21 protein-coding genes are annotated in these 20,957 nt (G+C 60.6%); 4 read left to right on the plus strand and 17 right to left on the minus strand.

The annotated features are described in order from the left end of the window. Positions 1 to 8: 8 nt before the first annotated feature. The 3 genes from K8I61_16640 (at position 9) to K8I61_16650 (ending at position 5,464) form a co-directional block, all read left to right on the plus strand. Complete coding sequence (locus tag K8I61_16640; GenBank protein ID MBZ0273668.1) at positions 9 to 1,094, plus strand: ImmA/IrrE family metallo-endopeptidase; 1,086 nt, start codon at positions 9 to 11, stop codon at positions 1,092 to 1,094. A gap of 183 nt (positions 1,095 to 1,277) precedes the next feature. Then, positions 1,278 to 2,864: a site-specific DNA-methyltransferase gene (locus K8I61_16645; protein MBZ0273669.1), complete on the plus strand. Its 1,587-nt coding sequence runs from the start codon at positions 1,278 to 1,280 to the stop codon at positions 2,862 to 2,864. Between the two features lie 2 nt (positions 2,865 to 2,866). After that, a complete protein-coding gene (locus K8I61_16650) occupies positions 2,867 to 5,464 on the plus strand; it encodes a DEAD/DEAH box helicase family protein (GenBank protein MBZ0273670.1) in 2,598 nt (865 codons plus the stop codon). 17 nt (positions 5,465 to 5,481) lie between these two features. Here K8I61_16650 and K8I61_16655 read toward each other — a convergent pair whose 3' ends face one another. Then, positions 5,482 to 5,865, minus strand: a complete 384-nt coding sequence (locus K8I61_16655) for a gamma-glutamylcyclotransferase (GenBank protein MBZ0273671.1) — start codon at positions 5,863 to 5,865, stop codon at positions 5,482 to 5,484. Continuing rightward, positions 5,840 to 6,757, minus strand: coding sequence for an amidoligase family protein (locus tag K8I61_16660; protein ID MBZ0273672.1), 918 nt, complete (start codon positions 6,755 to 6,757; stop codon positions 5,840 to 5,842). Before K8I61_16660 ends, K8I61_16655 begins: the two co-directional genes overlap by 26 nt. A 282-nt stretch (positions 6,758 to 7,039) precedes the next feature. Here K8I61_16660 and K8I61_16665 point away from each other — a divergent pair, with 282 nt between their 5' ends. Continuing rightward, positions 7,040 to 7,516 (plus strand): recombinase family protein, encoded by a 477-nt coding sequence (locus K8I61_16665; GenBank protein ID MBZ0273673.1) that lies wholly within the window; start codon positions 7,040 to 7,042, stop codon positions 7,514 to 7,516. Between the two features lie 24 nt (positions 7,517 to 7,540). Here the strand turns inward: K8I61_16665 and K8I61_16670 are convergent, their stop codons facing one another. The 15 genes from K8I61_16670 to K8I61_16740 form a co-directional block, all read right to left on the minus strand. After that, positions 7,541 to 8,068, minus strand: a complete 528-nt coding sequence (locus K8I61_16670; protein MBZ0273674.1) for a peptidoglycan recognition protein family protein — start codon at positions 8,066 to 8,068, stop codon at positions 7,541 to 7,543. Then, on the minus strand, positions 8,068 to 8,358 hold the full coding sequence (locus K8I61_16675) for a hypothetical protein (GenBank protein MBZ0273675.1): 291 nt from the start codon (positions 8,356 to 8,358) through the stop codon (positions 8,068 to 8,070). Before K8I61_16675 ends, K8I61_16670 begins: the two co-directional genes overlap by 1 nt. A 12-nt stretch (positions 8,359 to 8,370) precedes the next feature. After that, positions 8,371 to 8,769, minus strand: coding sequence for a hypothetical protein (locus K8I61_16680; GenBank protein MBZ0273676.1), 399 nt, complete (start codon positions 8,767 to 8,769; stop codon positions 8,371 to 8,373). Positions 8,770 to 8,782: 13 nt separating this feature from the next. Beyond that, the gene (locus K8I61_16685) at positions 8,783 to 10,954 is read right to left on the minus strand and encodes a hypothetical protein (GenBank protein ID MBZ0273677.1); all 2,172 of its coding nucleotides are present in this window, start codon (positions 10,952 to 10,954) and stop codon (positions 8,783 to 8,785) included. Further along, a complete protein-coding gene (locus K8I61_16690) occupies positions 10,951 to 11,529 on the minus strand; it encodes a hypothetical protein (GenBank protein ID MBZ0273678.1) in 579 nt (192 codons plus the stop codon). The genes K8I61_16685 and K8I61_16690 overlap by 4 nt, the downstream gene beginning before the upstream one ends. Continuing rightward, the gene (locus K8I61_16695; GenBank protein ID MBZ0273679.1) at positions 11,526 to 12,656 is read right to left on the minus strand and encodes a baseplate J/gp47 family protein; all 1,131 of its coding nucleotides are present in this window, start codon (positions 12,654 to 12,656) and stop codon (positions 11,526 to 11,528) included. Before K8I61_16695 ends, K8I61_16690 begins: the two co-directional genes overlap by 4 nt. Beyond that, positions 12,653 to 13,720: a GPW/gp25 family protein gene (locus K8I61_16700; GenBank protein MBZ0273680.1), complete on the minus strand. Its 1,068-nt coding sequence runs from the start codon at positions 13,718 to 13,720 to the stop codon at positions 12,653 to 12,655. The genes K8I61_16695 and K8I61_16700 overlap by 4 nt, the downstream gene beginning before the upstream one ends. Position 13,721: 1 nt before the next feature. After that, positions 13,722 to 14,981 carry a hypothetical protein gene (locus K8I61_16705; GenBank protein ID MBZ0273681.1) on the minus strand — a complete coding sequence of 420 codons (1,260 nt, stop codon included), beginning with the start codon at positions 14,979 to 14,981 and terminating at the stop codon, positions 13,722 to 13,724. Beyond that, the gene (locus tag K8I61_16710; GenBank protein ID MBZ0273682.1) at positions 14,965 to 15,141 is read right to left on the minus strand and encodes a hypothetical protein; all 177 of its coding nucleotides are present in this window, start codon (positions 15,139 to 15,141) and stop codon (positions 14,965 to 14,967) included. Before K8I61_16710 ends, K8I61_16705 begins: the two co-directional genes overlap by 17 nt. Then, positions 15,141 to 16,301, minus strand: a complete 1,161-nt coding sequence (locus K8I61_16715; GenBank protein MBZ0273683.1) for a phage baseplate assembly protein V — start codon at positions 16,299 to 16,301, stop codon at positions 15,141 to 15,143. The genes K8I61_16710 and K8I61_16715 overlap by 1 nt, the downstream gene beginning before the upstream one ends. Beyond that, positions 16,298 to 17,095, minus strand: coding sequence for a hypothetical protein (locus K8I61_16720; GenBank protein MBZ0273684.1), 798 nt, complete (start codon positions 17,093 to 17,095; stop codon positions 16,298 to 16,300). The genes K8I61_16715 and K8I61_16720 overlap by 4 nt, the downstream gene beginning before the upstream one ends. Continuing rightward, entirely contained in the window at positions 17,092 to 17,805 is a 714-nt protein-coding gene (locus K8I61_16725; protein ID MBZ0273685.1) for a hypothetical protein, read from the minus strand. Before K8I61_16725 ends, K8I61_16720 begins: the two co-directional genes overlap by 4 nt. Next, positions 17,795 to 20,215, minus strand: coding sequence for a phage tail tape measure protein (locus tag K8I61_16730; protein MBZ0273686.1), 2,421 nt, complete (start codon positions 20,213 to 20,215; stop codon positions 17,795 to 17,797). Before K8I61_16730 ends, K8I61_16725 begins: the two co-directional genes overlap by 11 nt. A gap of 4 nt (positions 20,216 to 20,219) precedes the next feature. Next, positions 20,220 to 20,390: a hypothetical protein gene (locus K8I61_16735; GenBank protein ID MBZ0273687.1), complete on the minus strand. Its 171-nt coding sequence runs from the start codon at positions 20,388 to 20,390 to the stop codon at positions 20,220 to 20,222. 209 nt (positions 20,391 to 20,599) lie between these two features. Beyond that, on the minus strand, positions 20,600 to 20,923 hold the full coding sequence (locus K8I61_16740) for a hypothetical protein (protein MBZ0273688.1): 324 nt from the start codon (positions 20,921 to 20,923) through the stop codon (positions 20,600 to 20,602). Between the last annotated feature and the right edge of the window lie 34 nt (positions 20,924 to 20,957).

Here is a 20,957-nt window from a genome sequence, read left to right on the forward strand (position 1 = left end):
GGGAAATCGTGTTCGTACCTTCACGGCTGACCCTTGCGCGAAAACGGCGAGGGATGACAAAGATTCGTCTGGGTGAGACTACCTCGTTGACTGTGCGAAGCATCACCGCCTATGAAAGCGGCGACTATGAACCCACGTCGGCTCACCTAACCACACTGTCCAACGCGCTACAGTTTCCTGAGGATTTTTTCTCCCAACCGGAGGTATCCGAACTGCCTCCCAACGGGGCAAGTTTCCGCGCCATGAGTTCGATGACCGCGTATCAACGTGACATGGCTCTTAGCGCCGGTTACTTGGCGGTTGAGTTGAACCAATGGCTTGAAGATAAATTCAATCTTCCGCAATCCGATGTACCATCGCTTCGCAATACCGAACCCGAAGCGGCTGCGGAATACGTCCGAAATAAATGGACCCTTGGTGAACTCACCATAAGGAACATGATCCATCTGCTTGAACTCCACGGGGTCCGTATCTATTCGCTCGCGGAAAGCTGCCGGGAAGTGGATGCGTTTTCTTTATGGAGGGGCAACACCCCTTTCATTTTCCTTAACACGACAAAATCAGCAGAACGAAGCCGGTTCGACTGTGCGCACGAACTCGGCCATCTCGTTCTTCATCGCCACGGTGCCCCCAACGGCCGCGAAGCCGAGCAACAAGCGGATACCTTCGCTTCTGCGATGCTGATGCCTAAAGGAAGCGTGTTGGCAAAAGCGCCTCGAATGGCCACATTGGACTTACTCATCGCGCTCAAAAAGCACTGGACGGTTTCTGTTGGCGCTCTCGCGTATCGATTGAGAGCGCTTAATCTTCTAACCGAATGGCAGTACCGCACCATTTGCGTGCAGATAGCCCAACTCGGTTATCGAACCCGTGAACCGCAAGGATCGTCGCACGAGACCTCGCAGATTTTGAATAAGGTTTTCTTGACGCTTCGTGAAGAGAACATCGCCAAAAAAGACGTCGCTCGCGACCTGCGAATCGATCCGACCGACCTCGACGCGCTTCTGTTCGGGTTGGTCATGGTTCCAGTTGCCGGAAATGGGCAAAGTGGCGCTTCTTCGAAGAAGCGAAGGCCGGATCTGAAAATAGTTTAAGGAGACGAAAGGATCGAGCGAGGCGAGGAAGTGCGCTCTGGTTGGTCTTCGCCTTCGAAGACGGTTCCTGCGGCGTATTCGTTTGACTCTGCAAGACCGCGCTCGTATTCTCTCGTAATTCTCTGTTTGTTGAATGCGTCTGACCGTGCGCTGCTGGGCGATGGCGGTGGAGGAAAAGGGGCTATGCCAACTCTGGAATGGATCGGAAAAAAGGCCGTGCTGAACCACCACCGGGAGGTGCCGTTCCACCTCCTGAAGGCCGACCCGAAGCTGTCCGTGGGCGATCCCGGCAGCGGCAACCTACTCATGCAAGGCGACAACTTGCTCGCTCTCAAGGCGCTTCTCCCTTATTACGCTGGGCAAGTGAAGTGCATCTACATCGATCCCCCGTACAACACCGGTAACGAGAACTGGATTTACAACGACGCCGTGAACAGCCCGGAGATGCGCGATTGGCTCGGAAAAGTTGTCGGCCACGAGGCGGAAGATTTGTCGCGCCACGATAAATGGCTTTGTATGATGTATCCACGCCTGCAGCTTCTCAAGCAATTCCTGCGCGAGGACGGGGCTATTTTTGTCAGCATAGACGACAACGCGGTGGGCTATCTTAGGCTCTTGATGGACGAGGTTTTTGGTCCTCAGCGTTTCGTGGCGACCGTCGTTTGGCAAAAACGTTATTCGCGGGAAAATAGGGCAGGCATTGGCGATGTCCATGAATACCTAATGGTTTACGCAATGAACCCCGACCTGTTCAAAGTGGCCAGAAATCGGGTGCCTTTGGATGAAAAAAGTAGATCAGTTTACCAAAACCCAAATAATGACCCGAAAGGTCCTTGGCAATCTATTTCGATGACTGCTCAAGGCTGGCGTCCAAATCAGATGTACACAATTGTGGCACCAAACGGGAAGGAACACACTCCTCCCAAAGGTCGCTGCTGGGCTTTCATTGAAAGTGAATATTTGAAGCTCCGTGCGGATGGGCGAATGTGGTTCGGGAAAGATGGAAATGGGGTCCCCAGAGTAATTAGGTATCTCTCAGAAGTAGAGGGGTTGGTGCCGTGGACGTGGTGGCCTCATGACGAAGTCGGACACACCGACGAGGCAAAAAAGGAAATGCTCGCGCTGGCTTTGGAGGAAGAGGCGTTTGATACACCCAAACCCGAACGCCTGTTGCAGCGGATTGTCGGCATAGCATCCAACAAAGGTGATTTGGTAATGGATTGCTTTGCTGGAAGTGGTACGACCGGTGCGGTCGCCCATAAAATGGGGCGCCGTTGGATTATGGTCGAGCGCGAAGACTTCGTGCGAAATTTGACAGCCAGACGCTTGACGATGGTGGTTGAAGGTGGCGATCCGGGTGGGATTACGCATACGTTGGATTGGAAAGGCGGCGGCGGTTTCCGGTACGTAACCCTGGGCGTCTCGCTGTTCGACGAGACGGGCAACATCCGCAAGGATGTGTCCTTCGCTGACCTCGCGGCTCATGTGTTTTTCACGGAGACAGGCGAACCTCTTCCGAAACCAGCCGCTTCGAAATCGCCGCTCCTGGGTATTCAAAACGGAGTGGCAGTTTACCTGCTGTACAACGGTGTCCTGGGTGACAAGCGGGTAAACGGCGGTAACATTTTAATTGGCCCCGTCCTGGATTCGTTGCCCCAGCATAATGGACCGCGTGTGATCTACGGCGAAGGGTGCCGTCTAAGCCTTGCGCGTCTAAAACGCGAAGGTGTCACGTTCCGGCAGATCCCCTATCAGATCAAGGTGGGTTGACCATGTTGCAGTTGCGCGAATACCAGCAGCGGAGCCTCGAAGCCCTGGAAACATTTTTAAAGGATGCGACGAAAATCGGGCCTACCAGGGCTTTCGTTATGCAGACTGGTCGGCCTTATCGAACGGTGCATCAACTTGGAGAGCCGCCCTATGTTTGCCTTCGCGTTCCGACCGGCGGCGGCAAGACGTTCATGGCCTGCCATGCCTTGGGAATCGCCGCGCGGGATTTTATCCACAAGGGACACGTCGTCTGCCTGTGGCTCGTACCTTCCAACACGATCCGCGAGCAGACCCTGGCCGCATTGAGAAACCGAAGTCACCCTTATCGGCAGGCAGTGGAGACGTTTTTTCCAGGCACGGTGACCGTGCTCGATCTGGCCGAATCCCTTTACGTACAGCAATCCACTCTGCTGGGCGAGACGACGATCATCGTGTCCACGCTGGCCGCGCTTCGCGTGGAGGATACCGACGGCCGGAAGATTTACGAATCGTCGGGGAACCTACAACATCACTTCAGCGCGTTGACGAAAGATCAAGAAGAGCGCCTGGAAAGGGACGCGCACGGCGTGCTCGCTTATTCCCTTGCCAATGTTCTTCGCCTTCACCGCCCCGTTGTCATCATGGACGAAGCGCACAATGCGCGGACCAAACTGTCCTTCGAAACGCTGGCGCGTCTGTCGCCCTCATGCATCATCGAGTTCACTGCGACTCCTCAGACCGTGCATAAGCCGGACTTGGGGTTGTGCGCCAGCAACGTGCTCCATCAAGTTTCCGCGGCTGAACTCAAAGCAGAACAGATGGTCAAACTGCCGATCCGACTGCGCACACGGCCCGAATGGAAGGAGGTCGTTGCCCAGGCGGTCCATCAACGGGATCGGTTGGAGGCCGTGGCCGCCGAGGAGGAAAAACAGACCGGCGAGTACATCCGTCCCATTGTGCTGCTGCAGGCCCAGCCCCAGAGCAAGGAAAGGGAAACCCTGACGGTTGAGGCGCTGAAGAAGTGCTTGCTGGAGGACTTCCCCATAACGGAAGATCAGATCGCCATCGCCACGGGCCAGACGCGGGAAATCGACGATGTTGACCTGTTTGCCCGCGATTGCCCACTTCGGTACATCATCACCGTTCAGGCACTGAAGGAAGGTTGGGACTGCTCTTTTGCATACGTCCTGTGTTCGGTTCAGGACACGCATTCAGGCCGCGCGGTGGAGCAGGTTCTTGGACGAATTCTAAGACTCCCCGGAGCGAAGTTAAAAAAGCATGACGATCTGAATTGCTCCTATGCATTTACCGCGTCGCAACACTTTATCGACGCCGCCAACTCCCTGAAGGACGCGCTACTGGAGAACGGTTTCGAGCGCATTGAAGCCGATCAATTGGTAACCTCCGACGAGCCGCAAGCCGATTTGCCGTTATGGACGCATCACACCGAAAAGGTGGAGGAGGAAAAGCCCGATCTCAAGCAGCTGCCGCAAGAGTTGGGTCAGCGCGTGACCTATGACGAGAGCACGAAATCAGTTCGCGTGACCGGTGTCATCAGCGAAACAGACAGGGAGGCTTTGAAGACTTGCTTCAAGACCGACCAGGGCAAGGAAGCCGTGGAACGTCTCTATCATAAATCCCATGGGCGAGCAGTCAGCGATGGAAAAGCTCCGGAAGTTGAACTTTTTCGTGTTCCAGCCCTCGCCATTCGGGTGGGCGACCAACTTGAACTGTTCGAGGAAAGCCATTATCTCGACTTTGAATGGAAGCTTGGCGAGTGCGATGAGGGTCTTGCGGAAACGGACTTTCCGACGGATGCAAGCGCCAGCAAGATGATCGAGGTTGACGTAAGCGATATCGGGAAGGTCGAAGTCCATTTCGTCGAAGAGTTGCATCAGCAGATGAGCCTTCTCTCCTTCGAGAAAGGCTGGACCCATCCGGCGCTGATCAATTGGCTGGACCGCAATATTCCGCACCCTGACATCGTTCGCACCGAATCGACGTTGTTTGTCGACCGCGTGCTGGAAGCGCTGGTCAACAATCGCGGCATAAATCTTGAGCAGCTGGCCGGGCGAAAATTCCGTTTGCGTGACGCTATCGCGGCGCGGATTGAGAACTATCGAAAAAAGAAATCGGCCGAGGCCTTTCAGCGAGTACTGTTTCAGATGCCCGCCAAGGAGATCGAAGTTGGGCCTGAGATCGTCTTGGAGATATCCAAAGCCAGTTACGCTCCCAGCAACTACTACCAAGGCCAGTACCGTTTCAAAAGACATATATTTCCTCTAATTGGCGACATGAATGATGAAGAAGCCGAGTGCGCTTTCTTTCTCGATCAGATGGACGAGGTCAAGCTATGGGTCCGTAACCTCGAACGTCGCCCGGAGTCCGCGTTCTGGCTACCGACCTCCACCGACAGGTTCTATCCGGATTTTGTGGTGCTACTAAATGATGGGCGCTGGTTCGTGGTCGAGTACAAGGGGGCAGACCGTTGGACCACTGACGACTCCAAAGAGAAACGGAAAATCGGCGCGTTATGGGCAGATCGAAGCGACGGTCAATGTTTGTTCGTCATGGTGACCGATAAGAAGTGGGATGGGTTGAAGAAGGCAGTAGCTAAATAGCTGTCTTGATAAATCGATCATGACCAGCATGTCAGAATAATGACTCCGTCCTTAATTCGTTCCCGATGAACCAAGATATAGCTTTCGGCAGAATTACCCTCGCAAAGTAAAATTGGAACGCGCACATAGAACCTCGGCACACCCTCGTGCCGGTCGAGCCGCGCCATCAGTTCCGGCCCGACCTCGTAGAGTTCGCCGTGGACGGCGGTGTTGCCGCTAGGGATCATACCCGGAAAAGAACCTAGGTCGAGCAACGTGTACTGCGGTGCGGTGACGGCTTCACCGAGGAACCGCGCCTCGCGCATCAGATGGTGATTTCGCTGGCCGCGCTTCAGAGTGCCGTAAACGAAAAGGATCGTGGAGCCACCGCCCCTCTTACTGCGCTTCTTGATCGAGGCCATCGCCTTTGCTTTTCTTTATCGGCCGCCCGTGCCGCCATGCCGCACTACCAGTCAGGTGCGCCATCAGGTGCTTACGGACGTTCTTGAACTCGTCGCCGATCAACTCGAGGTGGATCAGAAAGACGCGGAAACAGTACTTGGTATTGTTGGGGTCGTAATCACGGCGATTGCCGCTCGCGGCCCTTGCATTCAGCGCCTTGGCTGCCAGCGCGAGCGAGAACACGATGTAGGCGCGGATCACCCCTGCGTGGTTGGAGCCGTTGAACCAGCGGAGTTCGAACGATTGGTCGTACCATAGCGGGTGAAGATTTAGGCCTCTATACCTCGACGGATCGTAATGCTGCGGATTGCCGTTGTGCTTGCCGTACCACAGCCGATTCAGCGTGCGCATCGACCGGACGCGCTGCGTCGATACCTTCTGGACGAACTCCTGGCTGTTCGCCTTCGCGTACCTGCGGAGACGATCTTCGTTGACTGCCAGCGCGTCGATGATGAGTCGCTCCTGCTTGTTGACGATCTTGACCAGGCGCGTCAGTGCGGCCGCGTCAAACGGCGCGCCGTCGACATGGACGTGGACGCCACACTGTTCGTTTACTCGGCCGCCCGCCTGCCGAAGCGCCCTCACGACCTCCTGGAGTTTCTCGATATCGGTCCATTCGAGGATCGGCGTGACGACCTCGGCGCGCAGATGCGCAGGCGCGTGCGTGAGCGACGCATCCGATACGATCTTCCAGGTGCGGCCGCGAGCGTCGGTAACCGTCCAGGTGTCGAGGTTGTCGACGTACCCGCGATACTCCACCGCGCCGCCGACCACAGCCTGCACGGCCTTGGCCGCGCGCTCGCGTGAGATCGAGACGAGTTCAATCTCGACGCCGAAGCGCAGGGTGCGCAGTGTGTGCATGGCTCTGTTGGCATCGGTTTGTTCCATCGCCAATTCCCCCTTTTTAGCGGTCAAACACATCGCTTCGGGGGGCGGGGAAGTCAAGGAAGATCCGAATAAATCCGAGTGGCATCCATGTCGGGCGCATTTTCGCCATATTTTACGGGCGCGCGAACGACTTTCATTTCCGAGTGAAATCCGAATAGACATCGCCGCGTTCCAAATGCATATTGCGGAAAAGCCGCGACAGTTTCTGGGCAGAATATTTTCGAAACCTGCAAACGGAGATTGGCGATGAAAACCTGGGACAAATTCTTGAACGGATATTTCACCGGAACCCGCGCCCCCTATGGTTTCAAATTGGTCCTTGATTTGCCGACCGAATCGCGAGAAGGCCACTATCGGCTTGATGTGGGCGACGAAAACGAAGTGGACACCATTGAGTTCATCTTTACGCAGTTTGCGTTTTCAGGCGTTTCACGCCGGAAGATTTGCAGCACCCTCAACGCGAACGGAGTCCAACCACCAGTCGGAAATCGGAATTGGGAGCCACGGCTGATCAGCGCGATACTGACCGACGAGAGATACATCGGCGTGAGCCGACATGGAAACTTTCGGCGTGTGGATTCCTTCCCACCGGTGATTGCTGAATGGATTTTCCGAGCCGCGCAAATGCGACTCGGTGAGGAATGGGAAAAACGCGGTCGGATTGCCTTGCGATGGAAAGCAGAAGCCTTTGCGAGATTGCAAGAGGGCCTGCCCGCCAATTAGCCGTCCGTTTTCAAACATCTGAAATCACTCGCGCAACTTCTCGATCCACCCGTAGGCCGTCGTCCCTGGACACGCAGGTTTTCCAAAATCGCAGTGCCCGAAAAACGCCGAGGAAGGAAGCCCCAGCGTATTCACCAGGTGCTCGGCCAGCGCGAAAAATGCCTGCTCCTGCGCTGTCGTGGGTTCGCCGCCAGCGTGTCCCGGCCCCGCGAAATCGCCGACGAGCATAATGCCGATTGAGCGGCTGTTCTGACCCGCGCAGTGCCAGACCACATCGGTCAGTTCGTTGCATAGATAGATCGAGCCATCGTCGTCAATGCACGCGTGATAGCAAATATGCGGGCAGCCCGCGGCCGAGATGTGGTTGCCGGGACTGATATGGTAATTGTTGATCCCGAAAACGTCCCGGTTGCCGGACGTGTCCGCATGGCCGAGGCTCTGGTGCAGGATCACGCGGTCGATCTTGTCCAGGCCGCGCTTCTGCGTCCAGCGCGGGCGGTTCGGATTCCACGGCAGCTTCTCGACCAGGCGGATGATGTTCGCTTCGGCCATCACGCGCCCTCCCGGCCCACGACCGCCGTGCGGATCTCGGTGAGCCGCTCGTGGACGTTTTCCTTGTCGGCCTTGTACGCGCAGCATTCGCCGTGATCGACGCACTCGCGGATGTCAGCCAGCGACTCGCTGGTCTGCGCCTTCCACGCCCGGTCGTTGCCGAGCATGATCTTGAGGAGTTCGTCGTTCTTGCGGGTGATCCACTTGATCAAAAATCCGAACATCGCGCCGTAGCCAGCCATCGCGCCGCCAATCAAGGCGAGTAGCTCGTAGACGAATTTCGATTCCATTGTCATATCCCCCTATGCGATCCGCAGGATCGCCTTTTCGAAGTACTCGATGACGAGATTGGTTTTCTGTTCAGATGTAAGCGCGCCCCACGCGGCGGCGGCAGTGCCGCCGATTTCCTTGACGCGAGCGTCCCGCGCGAGTTCGGCAGAAGAGACGACATTCGGCGTGGCCTGGACGACCGCGATCTGCCCGGTCTGGACATCGCGGGTGATGGAAACGGCTCGCGTGTACTGAGCGCGATACGATTCATCGTCTACCTGGATCACGTGCCATCCTTCGGTGGACTCGACACCGGCCCGCGCTTTCGCACGATCCAGCATCTCTTCGTCGGCAGGCATTTCCGCCGATGGCCGCAGGCGCGTCCGGATCACCAGGTTGCCCGCGTCATCGAAAACGAATTTCACCGGCATGGTGCGTTCCTCCTCACACGTAGCCGCCGAGGTCGGGGCTCGCGAGAATCATCACGTAGAAATTGGCGCGGCCGCCCTTGTAGGTGGACGCGTCGAAAATGCCGTCCCAGGACGAGTGGGCGTAGGCGATCCACAAGTCACCGTCATAGTCGTCGGCGAGAATCCTCCATCCTTGGGAGCCGCTGTCCTGGCTTCCGCCCGGCACGTACACCATCGCCGCGCTCCAGTTGGTCTCCTGATCGGACCAACCACTTTCCGAAAAATCGATCCCGGCTTCGGTGTAGACCTGGCTCAGATTCATCCGGAAGTTGCCGTAGGCGTCGCCGCCCGCCGTCGCGCCCCAGGTGCCCTTGTCGGTGCCGTTCGGCATGAAATTGGCGACGTCGTAGAGCGAGTAGCGCGACGTGGTGAGCACCGTCAGGATGCGGTCGCGGAAGTCGATGCTCGAATCGATCTTGCGGTACTCGGCCAGGGTTCCGGCGCTGTTCTGTCCGACGGATGCACTCGACGTGAAGTAGACGTGATCCGCGTTCACGGCGTGGACAATCCGCTTGTGTGTTTCCATGTCCTCGGTATTCCAGAAGGTGACGGTCATGCCGGTTTCAAAGACCGAGGCATAAGTCGCGTCGTCCATCCGGCAGTAACCGCGCGTCTGGCCGTCGTAGGTTGCCGTGCCGCATCCGGCGACCTTGCCGATAGCCAGCACGCCTTCCCACGCGAGGCTGACGCCGCCCATCGTGGTGTAACCCGGATCGTAATGATCTTCGGTGTGGCGGAAGATGTTGCGCCGGTCGGGATAGCTGATCATGTTGCGCTTGTCGGCAACGACCTCTACGTCGATGCCCGATACCAAGCACTTGTACAGAGGCACGCCGCTCCATCCGGATTGGGACATGACCGAACCGCCAAGGGAGTTAATCGAGCAGTACCAGGTGCCGTCCGATTCCATGCTGTCAGACCATTGGTCCCCGACGGTCACGAGCTTGCCGTTGTAGAGGACGGTTCCGCCGCTAATGTGCAGGGACATGCCGTTCACGCTCAAGACGTCGCAACCGGAAAGTACGCCGTCGCCGTGGATGCGATCCAAGCGGTCGTTGATCTCTGTCTGGCGGTAGTACCGCTCATCATGGTCGCTGTTGGTTCCGCTCGTATCGGGCATTCCAACGAGATCGGCGTGGCTGATCTTCTCCTGGAGCGCGGCCGTCTTGATGGTGCCGTCGTTGTTCAGCGACACGTCGAGCCGCTCGTCGAGCGACGCCTTGCTGCCGCGCGCCGCGTCGACCTCGTCCATGATGTCGTCCAGAATCCCGACGCGGCGATACGTGCCGTCATTGTTCAGCGACACATCGAGCCGCGCATCGAGACTGGCCATCGATCCGCGCGCCGCCTCCACTTCGTCCATGACCTGGTCGAGAAAGCCGGTGCGCTTATAGGTGCCGTCTTCGGCCAGAGAAATATCGAGCCGCGCATCTAGCGAGGTCTTGCTGCCCCGCGCGGCGATGATCTCCTGCGCCAGGGCGACGAGTTCCGTAAAGCCCTGCGGCGTCAGTTCCATGACGCGGATCCAGGTGATGATCGAGCCGTCCGGCATGTTGCCCGCGTGGACGAACACCCGTAGCCCGGGCGCAATGGAAAGCGCCGGGGCAGCGTTCGGCGTGATGGAGACGAGCAGGGCCATCTTCGCGCCGAGGACGATCCGCCAGGCGGCCGCCGCGTCGTCCCACACGCAGTTGTATTTGAACTGGGTGACGAAATTTAGGATGTCGGTGTAGCGCACGCTGCCTGCCGGAATGAGGCAATAAGCCAACGGGACGCAGTTGGGCGGCAAAGCGGGGAGCGTCGGCGTGTTGCCCGCCTCGCCCTGAATAATCGCGTACATCGCCACGGGGGGCGGCACGGAGCGCAAATAGCGGTGCTCGCATACCACCAGGTCCCAGCGCGGATGCGCCTCTTCATTCGGCGGGATCGGGAGCGCGTCGATAATCGGCTCGGTCTCCTCGATCCGGCAGAAATCGCTCGTCACCAGCACGCCGCGCCGAATGGTGATGGTCGTCTGCGGCGGATCGGTGCCGAGCGTGACCTCGAAGCCCTGTTTCACGCCCGGCTCGATGATCCCTTCCCACCGATGATTTAGAAGCTCGGTGTCCTCGGGGTCGCGGTATTGGAAGCTGATCTTCTGCGTCATGGCAGTCTCCACGAATCAAAGGCCTTGGCCTGATCGAAGGATTCGTTGTCGTCGTAGGTGTCGAGCGGCAGTTCAATCACGTAGACGGCCCTGGCATGCGCCGGGCGATTGAGGTCAACCTCGCGGTAGAGTTCGTCCTGCGTGACGGTGATCGGGCGGCCCGCGTCCCAGAGGCGCACGATGAATTCCGCCCAGTAGCGCCGCGTGATGGTCCACACCTCGACCACCTGCGCGCCGAAGCCCAGGTCGACGAGCATCTGCAGCATGTGCGGCTTCGTGCCGACCTTCTGCTTGCGCGCGGCTGCTTGGAAAATGCGTTGCCGGTAGGCAGCGTCGGCCTCGCTCTCGAACCGCCGCGTTTCGCGCTCCTCGCCAAGCAGGTCCAACTGCTCGCCTTCGGCGGTCTCCACGGCGTGCTGGGCGCGCATGGAGATGATTTCGCCCTTGGAGGCGTCCAGCGTTTCGCCCTGGATGGTGACGAGATTCCAGGTCGTCGAGGACGCGGGATCGACGGCGCCCTTTTTCTTGAGGAAGCCGGGCAGCAACCACCACAGGTATTCGCCGATCGCGCTCATGCCACGGCTCCTTCAAAGCTGATCGTAAGCGACCGGATGGTCGGCAATTCATCGGTATCGACGTCGATATCCGCAACCGGCGCGACGAACCGGACGTCGTACACGCCGTCCACGCTCATGACGATCTCGACCAATTGGTTGAAGACGACCTTGCGGCCCACGCCGAGCGGCTCGATCCACGGGTAAGCCGGATCGCCCTGCGGATTGAAATACGCCGCGAGCCGACGGCGCACCTCGGCCTCGATGGTCGCGGTGGAGACGTAGCGCTTGGGCACGATGGCCAGCGTGAGGTCCACCTCGATCTCGTCGGGCGCGAGCACGAACGCATCCACGCACAGAGGACGGTTGGCGTCGATGATGGCCTGGACTGCGGTAATCAGGCCCGGCGACGGCATTCCACCCGCGCCGAGGATGTAAACATTGACCGTGCCCTGACCGCGCGGGTGCTGCGAGTTGACGAAGGCGCTCGTGACGCGCGGATCAGACAGCGCCCAGGAGATGTAGGCTCGCTCGGTGCTACCTTGGGTCAGTTCTTCCCAGGCGAGAAAGCACCGCGCCCGAAGCGACGCATCGGTTTCCGCATCGGTGCCCTCGCTCGTCATCCAGTCGTCGCGGTTCTCGACCGAGTCCACGCCTCGGCTGTGGACGGCGGTCTTCTGAATGGAGCCGGGCCCGACGTTGTGCGCTGCGCCGGTCTGCTCGGCGATGACCGCGACGGAAATCTCCGATGTGCCCGCCGCCAGAATCGCCTCGGCCTGCGTGAAGTACCGATAGGCCTTGCCTTCCTGGTCCTTGAGTGTCGAGACGATGGTGCCCGCCGGAATGACGATGTTCTCGTTTCGGGGGACCGACCTGGCGAAGAACACCGTGCCCTCGGTCGCTTTGGCCGGGTGCCGCGTGACGCCGAACTCCTTGGCCTTGAGGTCGAGCCAGTAGCCTTCCGCCGTGGCGATGAAGCCCGCCTTGAGGCAGGCGAGCGTCAGGTCGCCCAGGTCGGCGAGCCCTGAGCCGAGGATTTCCACGAGTGTGCGGACGACGGACCCGACGTTGAAGTTGGTGAGCTTCGTACGGGCCGCGATCTTGGCCAGCATGTCGGCGACGATCTGATCGTAGGTGCGGATGATCATCGCGCCGCCTCCCGCGTGAAGATCCGCGATACGTCGTCCAGGCCGTATTGCCAGACGAAGTTGAGCGGCACGATTTGGCCGTCGCTGATCGCCGAGACGTTGATGGCAACCGAAAGCTCGCGTTCGGAATATCGCTCCATGTCGACCTGAACGGTTTCCGGCAACAGGCGCGGCGCGACGGACGGATCGTTGACCAGGGCGTCGCGCATGGCGCGCTCGACGTGGCGCACAAAGCCCGCTTTGTAGTTCTCGCCGAAGAGCCGCCCGATCCCCGCGCCGTATTCGGGATGGCCGAACAGATCACCGGGCAGCGTCTCCAGCAGGTCCGCGATGTCCTGGAGCAGGCAGACCGAACCGCGCGGTGTGAGCGCCAGGTCGCCGGTGACGGAAACCGCAAGATCGCCGTCCGCGTCGAGCAGCAGGTCGCATCCGAGGTTCGGATAGAGATAGCTGGTCACTACCGATGGCTGATCCACCGGCATGGCGTTCTCCAGATAGTTATCGAAGAAGGCTTCGACCGGATTGCCGCAGCACAGGGCGAGCAACATCGATTGGGCATTGGCGGTGGAGCCGTCGACCTGCGACATGGGCCGATAGCCAGAACCGTCGAGCAGATCGGCTTCGGTTCTCCAGGTGCTGCCGCCGCGTGTGATGCGAAGCCGCGCCGCCTGGCGCGTGATGCCCGGCGGAAGCTGAATCGCGCCGACGCCGCCGATCCCGCCCTGGACGCGCACATGCGCGAGGACGAGGTCGAGCGCGCCGAATTTGAACAGCCCGATGATTTCCGGGGACTCGTGCAACGGGCCGAGCACGATCACAGCCCAACCGAAGGGAAGCGCCGGGCCGAGGGTGATCGTCGCATCGAGGTCCACGACAAGGCTGAAGTCACCGGTAAGGGCCGCGCGCCGCAGCACGCCCGCCATGCCGGGTTGAACCATCGAGCCGCTCGTCGCGTGAAGGTTCAGGCGGCCATCTACGATAGAAATCGCATTGGCGCCCTCGACGTGGGATTCCCAGGCCGCTGAATCGAGAATCGCATTGCTGAAGGTGTCGATGAAACCCATCTCACACCCCCAGGAAGCTGGCCAACGGCCCGAAGTCCGCGCCGCCCGCGAGCAGGCACGCGCCGAACACAAACGAGTCGGAAGGCAGCGGGAAGGAATCGTCGGCCTCGGTGATGGCATCGTAGAGACCGGGGAAGCCGGTGGACGATTCGACCTTGAGGACGAAAAGGCCGGTTAGCGTGAGGATCGCCATGATGCGCTCGATGATGTCGGTGATCATCTGGGCGATCTGGCGCAGTTTCTGGGCGCGCTTCTTGAGAATTTCCGCGAGTTCCTGGAGTAAGGCGAGGAAGCCGTCGGCCATGCGCAGCAGGCCGCAGATTTTCTTTACGAGCGCGTCGACCTCTTCGAGGAACGGGATGATCTCGACGAGCGTCAGGCTCGACCAGTCCGGCGCGGTCGGCAGGCGATTGTTCGCGGCGGCCGCGCTGCCCGTCATGGCGACCGGCGAACCCTTGGCAAAATCCTGCGGCAGCGGATCGGTCAGCACGAAAGTCCGCGTCGCCTTGTCGATGGACTTGATGTAGGTGAACGACGGCAGCGCAACGGTCAGCGGGCCGACGACGATCCAGTCGTCCTCGGCGAAGCCGGTGATGTCTTTGACCACAATGCTGCGGTCGCCCTTCTTCGCGTCCGCGTCGAGGATGGTGACGACGAAACGATCCCAGGCGTCCTCGAACGCCTTGATGCCCAGCAGTTCCCCGATGGCCCGGATCAGCATGAGGAAGCCGTCGAGCGACGGCGTGCCCGCGACGAGGAAGATCGCGCCGACCTCGGCGTTGTCGGAAAACACGGGCCGTGCGATGTCGCCCAGATCGTCGAGCGATTTCTTCCACCGAGCCTGCCAACCGGGCCATCCATACGCGACGGCGGTCGTGCCGAGCGGCAGGTCCTCGGGCTTCACATCGCCCTCGCGGATGTCCGCGCCGTGGGCTTCGCCCTCGGCCATCGCCTGTTTGATCTTGTCCCAATCGAAGGAACGCACCTGGTAAAAAGGCCAACCCGCGCAGTCGTAATAGAAGTAGAGACCAGTGTGCAGGACGTCGGACATCGTCTCTTCGAGGAGCGTAATGAGTTCCTGGATCACGGCGCGCAGCGGGTCGGTCACGTCCACCAGGAGGTTTGCCAGCGTTTCGATGGCCGAGGCGATGGTCTCGGCGGTCGCGCCGATCTGCTCGCAGACATTCCCCACCTGCTCGGTCGCCTCGGCGACCGGCCCCGGAAAGAGCGTCTGCAGATTGAATTCAGCCCACTGACTCATCGCCTGATTTCGCTCCCTTGAAGTAACGCAGCGTTTCAGCCATGCCCTCGATCCGCCGCGCTTCCTGTTCGAGCAGTTCCTTGCGAAGCCGCTCCACAAGCTGCGCGATCCGTTTCAGCCGCTTCACCACGCCCGGTTCCTTTGCCTTTTCCCAACCCATCACGGCACCGCGAAGAATTGCCGCACCGACAGCGAGGCGGTGATGGCCGAGAGCAGCGCGGTGACAGCAAACCCGACGGCGGTTGCAAACGTGCCGAGCGCCCCGGCGATCTGCGAACCGATGACGGGATTGGGTCCGGAGAACGCCGCCGCAAGCGTGGCCAGCGCCGTGGTGATGGCCGTCGTGTACGTGGTGAACGCCGTGGCCAACAGCGTCCCGTTGACCATCGGCGCGGACGCGCCGGGAATGAACACGCCGCCCCAGCAGTTGATCATCGGCGGCGGGCTGCCGATCTGGATCGCGGCGGGCATGGGCACGCCCATCGCGTTGGCGACCATGATGTCGAGATTCCCGCCGACCAGGACCTGCTTCGACTTGGCGATGGCCTCGAAGTCCGCGCCGAGCACCTTCGTTTTGCGATCCGAACCGACCGTCACGCTCTGCAGGCCGTCGATATCGACCGTCTGCCCGCCCTCGACGCGCTGAACGTGGTTGCCCATGACCTGGGCGAGCGTCGCGGCTGACTTCAATTTCAGGTAGTTCTCGTCTTCCGGATCGTCGAACGTGGCCGCGTCGTCGAGCACGCCGTGGACGACGGTTTCGCCTTTCTCAAGGACGCGCACCGACTTGCCTTTGACGGTCGTTGTCGCCTTACGTCCGACGATGACGTTCCGGTTCTCGCCGATGGTTTCGTTCACCGAGCCATCAACCGTTTTTGCATCGGAACCGGTGACGGCCATTTTCAGGTTGTAACCGTTGACGAGGATCTCGCCGGTCTGCGGCTTGAGCTTGATGCACTGGCCGACGCGGTCGGTGATGACGATCATCCCGACCTTGGCCCCGACCGGCGTGCGGCTCTGGATCAAAACCGATCCGTCGACAAACGGGTTCGTCGGATCGCCGCCCCAGAAGGCGACCGAGACCTCGCTGTCCACTTCCGGCAACGCGAAGATGCCCCAACCGTCCATCGCCATCGGCGACTTCACGGGAATGAAGGGCAGCGCCAGGACCTCGTCGTTATCGCCGGGAATCTCCACGTCGACGCGGTAGTCGTCCTCGTAGACCTTGGTCACCACGCCCGAAAGCGACAGGCGCATGTGCGACCGCAAGTCCGGCGCGAGTTTCTCGACGAGGCTTTTGAGTTCCTGCTCAAGACTCATGGTTCGGCTCCGCTCACCACTCGCTCCATCTTGAGAAAGGTCCGGCTGCCGCCCTTCGGCGCGAGAAAATGCCGCGCCGCCATGACGTAGAAATTGGCGGTCTCGCCCAGGCGGTCGGCCACTGAGACGACCGTGGAATGACGCACCGGCATGCCGACGGTGAGCAGGGTGGACGTGCCGGAAACCTTCAAATCGCAATCGAGGATGTTCTGGCCGTAGGCGAACTCGAACAACGGCTCCTGCTCCAGGTCGCGCGGCTCCCAGCGGAACGCACCGGTCTCGTCCACAAAGAAATCGTGCGGCAATCCGGTGCGGTCGTTGATCATCTTGACCGCCTGCCAAACCATGTTGCGGTAAAGGGGAAGCCGGTCGAGCACGTCCTCGATCTCGGTCACCTGGGAAACATCGATGCCCAGATCGCCGACCATCTTCCGGATAATCGAAGTGGGCGTTTCGTCCTGGAATGTGATCGTCAGTTTCGTTTCGAAGAGCAGGCGCATCGCGTCCGCGCCGAAGACCGTTAGACATTTCTTGGGCAATACGTCGACGACCGTTCCGGTGAAGATGGTCTCCAGGTCATAGCCCTTGTAGCCATGACGCACGACGAGCGGCGCGTCTTTTGCGATCTGCTTGGCCAGGTCGCCTGGCAGATCGGGCAGCACGATCTCGCAGGTGTCGGCGGTCGGCTCACGGGAGGACCAGACCGACATCCCCGCGACGGCGGTGAGCGTCAGATCGCCGAGTGCGACTTCCGTCTTGGGGCCGAGGTAGTTGATCGACTGCGGCTGCATCATTCGCTCCCCGGCCTGCCGGGCCCGCCGCCGCCCATCGCGTCGCGCTTGCCCGCGTTGAAGGCATCGCGCAGAGCGGAGTCTTCCGAGCTATGCCCTGCGGCCTCGTCCGCGCCGCTCGCATCGGGATTGCCGCCGGAACCGGAGCCGCTTCCCGATCCGCTTCCACTTCCGGAGCCGCCGCTTCCTCCACCTCCACCGGACCCGCCGCCCGATCCGCCGCCGCTTCCGCCGCGATCATCGACAGCCGCTTCGATGGGTTCGAACTCAGTGAGCGAAACCGTCACCTCCAGTTGATCTGTTCCCTCGGCGTCGGCGATCTCCAAACCCTTGAAGAGCACGGTCTGGATGCGGCAGGCGTCGGTGAGCGGACTTTGAATCGAAAAAACGCGGGGCAACGAATCGGCGTTGTCGCGCTTGCGGAAGGCGTCCTGGAGGACGGCGTATTTCTCCAGCGCGGTATCGCCGTCGTCATCGGAAAACAATCGCAAACCGATGCTGATCTCGCTGTCCTGGTAACCGACCGCTTGCTTGATTTTCCCCGAACGGCCGGGCGCCTCGACCTCGTCGATGCGAACTTCCTGGCGCACGCGCATCTGGCCGTGCGGCACCGGGAACTCGAACAGGACATTGGCGATATCCGGCGTGCCGTCGGACTTCACGTCCCCAAGCTTCACGTAGGTCGGCCCGTCGTTGGTGTAATCATCCGGCATAGGCCGCCCCCCATCGCCGGTTGAGCCGGGCGAACAATTCCTCGAGGCGCGTCTCCAGATCGTCGACCGCTTCGTTCGTGCCGGTCACGTTGATGACGATGGCCCCGCGTTCGACCACCAGGGAATTGCCGGAACTCGCGGGCGCGGATTCGTACCTCTGGCGCGGCGCGGGCATCTCGATGGAGCCGGGCGCGAGCGTCACGTCCTTGAGCGCGGTTTCCACACCGCGCATCGGCGCATCGGATTCCTGCACGAGGCCCTTGGTGAAGGTCGGGAAGAACGCTTTGCCGGAAGCGGTCAGATCGGACAGCGGCCCGCGCCGGGCATCGGAGCCGGGCAGCAGGTCCCGAATCCACCCCAGCACCTTGGTGACGCCGCCCTTGAGCGACTCCCAAGTGGCCATGATGCCGTCCTTGAAAGCGGTCATGAGGCCGACGCCCGCATCGTAGAAGATCGTGCCCAAGCCGGAGAACCATCCGAAGACCGCGCCGAAATACCCTTTGATTCCTTCCCAGACGTTCACGAACATCTGCTTGATGGTTTCCCACGCACCCGCCCAATCGCCGGTGAGGATCTGCAGGCTCGCCTTGAATATCCCGCTGACGACAGACCACCCGATGAACACGATGTTCTTGATCATGTTGAAGACCGTGGCGATGGTGAGTTTCACGAACTGCCACGAGGCCACGGTGACGGTCTTGATCACGCCCCAGGCGAAGACGAGATATCCTTTTAGGAAGGCGATGGCCGGAACGAGATAGGCGTAAACGACCTTGCCGAAGCCGACGAGGTAAGTGCTGACGAGCGGCCAGACCTCGGCGGTGTATTGGCTCACCATCTGCCAAGCGTTGGTCAGCGTCCCGACGAGATAACCGACGCCATAGGCGACCGAGATCAGCGCCGGCATGAATGTGGTTTTGAGCGCCGCGCCCACGCGGGCCACGATGTTCCGGAAGGTTTCGCTCTTCTTATAAAGGAGGTAGATGCCCGCGCCGAGCGCGACGACGCCCAGGATCACCAGCCCCACAGGATTGAGGAAGAGCGACAACAGCGCCCGGCCCACGGCCATGATGCCCGTTTTCAATACGGTCATGAGTCCGCCCGCCTTGGCGATGGATGCGCTCAAACTCAAAACCGAACTGATCGTCCCGGCGAAGCTGCCCGCCAGATACAGCGCGCCGCCGCCGAGCACGAGGATGGCGGTGGAGGCGAGCGCCAGCGTGCCGACAATTTTCACGAGCGTCGGATGCTCCTTGGCAAACACCTTGAAGCCCTGCGCCGCGCGGCCAAGCCATTCGGCGGCCGAACGCAGATTCGGCAGCATGGCGTCGCCGAGAATTCCCGCTGCGCCCTTGATGTTGTTCCAGGCGATCTTGGCCTGCGCGCCGAGCGAATCCTCCTGCAGCGCGACCATCCCCATCGCCGTGCCGGACGTCTTGGCGGCGGCGGTGAGGTCCTTGAGCGCTCCCTCCTGGCCGATCATCAGCTGCACAGCGCGGCCTGCCTCGTCCCCGAACACCTCAGAAATCTCAGCCATCTCCTTGACCGAGATTCCGTTCGCCGCGTACCGCTGCGTGAGTTGCGAGACGATGTCGCTCAGGGGCAGGAGCCGTCCGCTCGCATCCGATACTGCGAGGCCCATTTTCTCGGCGGCTTTCGGAAGCTGACGCAGCACTGCCGAGAGCGCCGTGCCCGCCATTTCCGCCGGAAGACCGCGCGTCGAGAGCAAGCCCACCGCCGCCGAGGTTTCTTGAATCGTGAGACCGGCGTTGGCGGCGGTGCCCATGACGGATTTGAGCGCCGCGCCCAGTTCCGGCAGCGTGATCTTCGCGCCCTTCACGACGGCGGCGAAGCTGTCCATGATGGCATTCGCCCGTTCGCCGATCGGCAGATTCGCCAGCTGTGCCTCGCCGAAGGTCTTGAGCGCCTTGGCCATCATCGCCGACGACTCGGCAGCCTCGGCCCGCGTCGCGGTCGAGAGCGCCATCGTCTGCGTGGCGACCTCGTTGACCTGGTTCACGTCCAGGCCCGCCGAAGCCAGGTCGTACATGGCGTCGGTCACTTCCTTGGCCGACTGGACATGCTTCGAAGACCATTCCTGCGCGGTCTGCTTTGCCGCGAGCATCCCGGTCTTCATATCCTTGAACGAGCCGTCCATCGGCAGCGTGGAAACGGAAGACAGGTTTGCCAACGACTCTTCGAGACGCATGGCGGGCGCGACCGCACCGGCAAGAGCGGAACCCAGGGCCACGCCCACGCCGAGCATCTTCGCGCCCGCCGACTTCATCTGCTCGCCTGCCTTCTTGAAATTCTCCACCGAGCCGGTCGCCTTTTTCAGGACGGACGAAAGCTCGTCCGAGCCGACGAGTCGGACCTTGATCTGGTGAAGAATTCCTTGACCGGCGGGCATGGGGTCAGACCTTCGGCGCGTACTTCAGAATGAGGGGAATCAGCATGGCGAGTTCCTTCAGCACCTCGGCCACGTCTGCCGCGATCTTCGCGGCCTCGTTTTTGTCGACCTTGCCGTCGGCAAGCGACTGCTTGAGGTCCTTCACCAGGTTCATGATGTCCGTGACGATGCCCATGCGTTACCTCCTCTTGCTCGGTGTTTTGGGGCGATTCTTCCGGACGGCCTTCTCCTCCAGGTCCGCGAGGTACTGGACCGAGGCCAGCGCCTCGATCACGTCCTCGGGCGGCATCGCGTCCACGTCCTTGAAACGCCATCCGAACCGGTCACAGATATGGGCGCGTGCCTGCCGGTACCAGGAGGTCTCGACCTCCCGCCGCGCCCGGTTCAGACGTTTTTTAGGGTCACCCCGTCAGTCACGAAGCCGAGGCCCTTCTGAATCTGCTGGGCCAGGATCACGACCTTGCCGGGGTCCATCTGCAGATCGATCTGCTCGTAGGAGAGCTTGGGATGGACCAGGAATTTCTGGACGAGGATTTCATTCGCGGTGACCTCGTCTTTCACCGCGCCGATCAGCCGCTTGTACTCATTCCAGGCACACTTGCGGGCGAGATAGATTTCCTCGTCGCCGGGAATGCCGATCTGGAAGAGCCGGGCCTCGGGATATTCCGCGCGAACAATGGCGATGGCCGCCTGCAGTCTGTCGTCCATTTCGTCCTCCGTAATGAAAAAGCCCCGGCCGCCC

Source organism: bacterium (assembly GCA_019912885.1).
Taxonomy (GTDB): Bacteria; Lernaellota; Lernaellaia; order JACKCT01; family JACKCT01; genus JAIOHV01.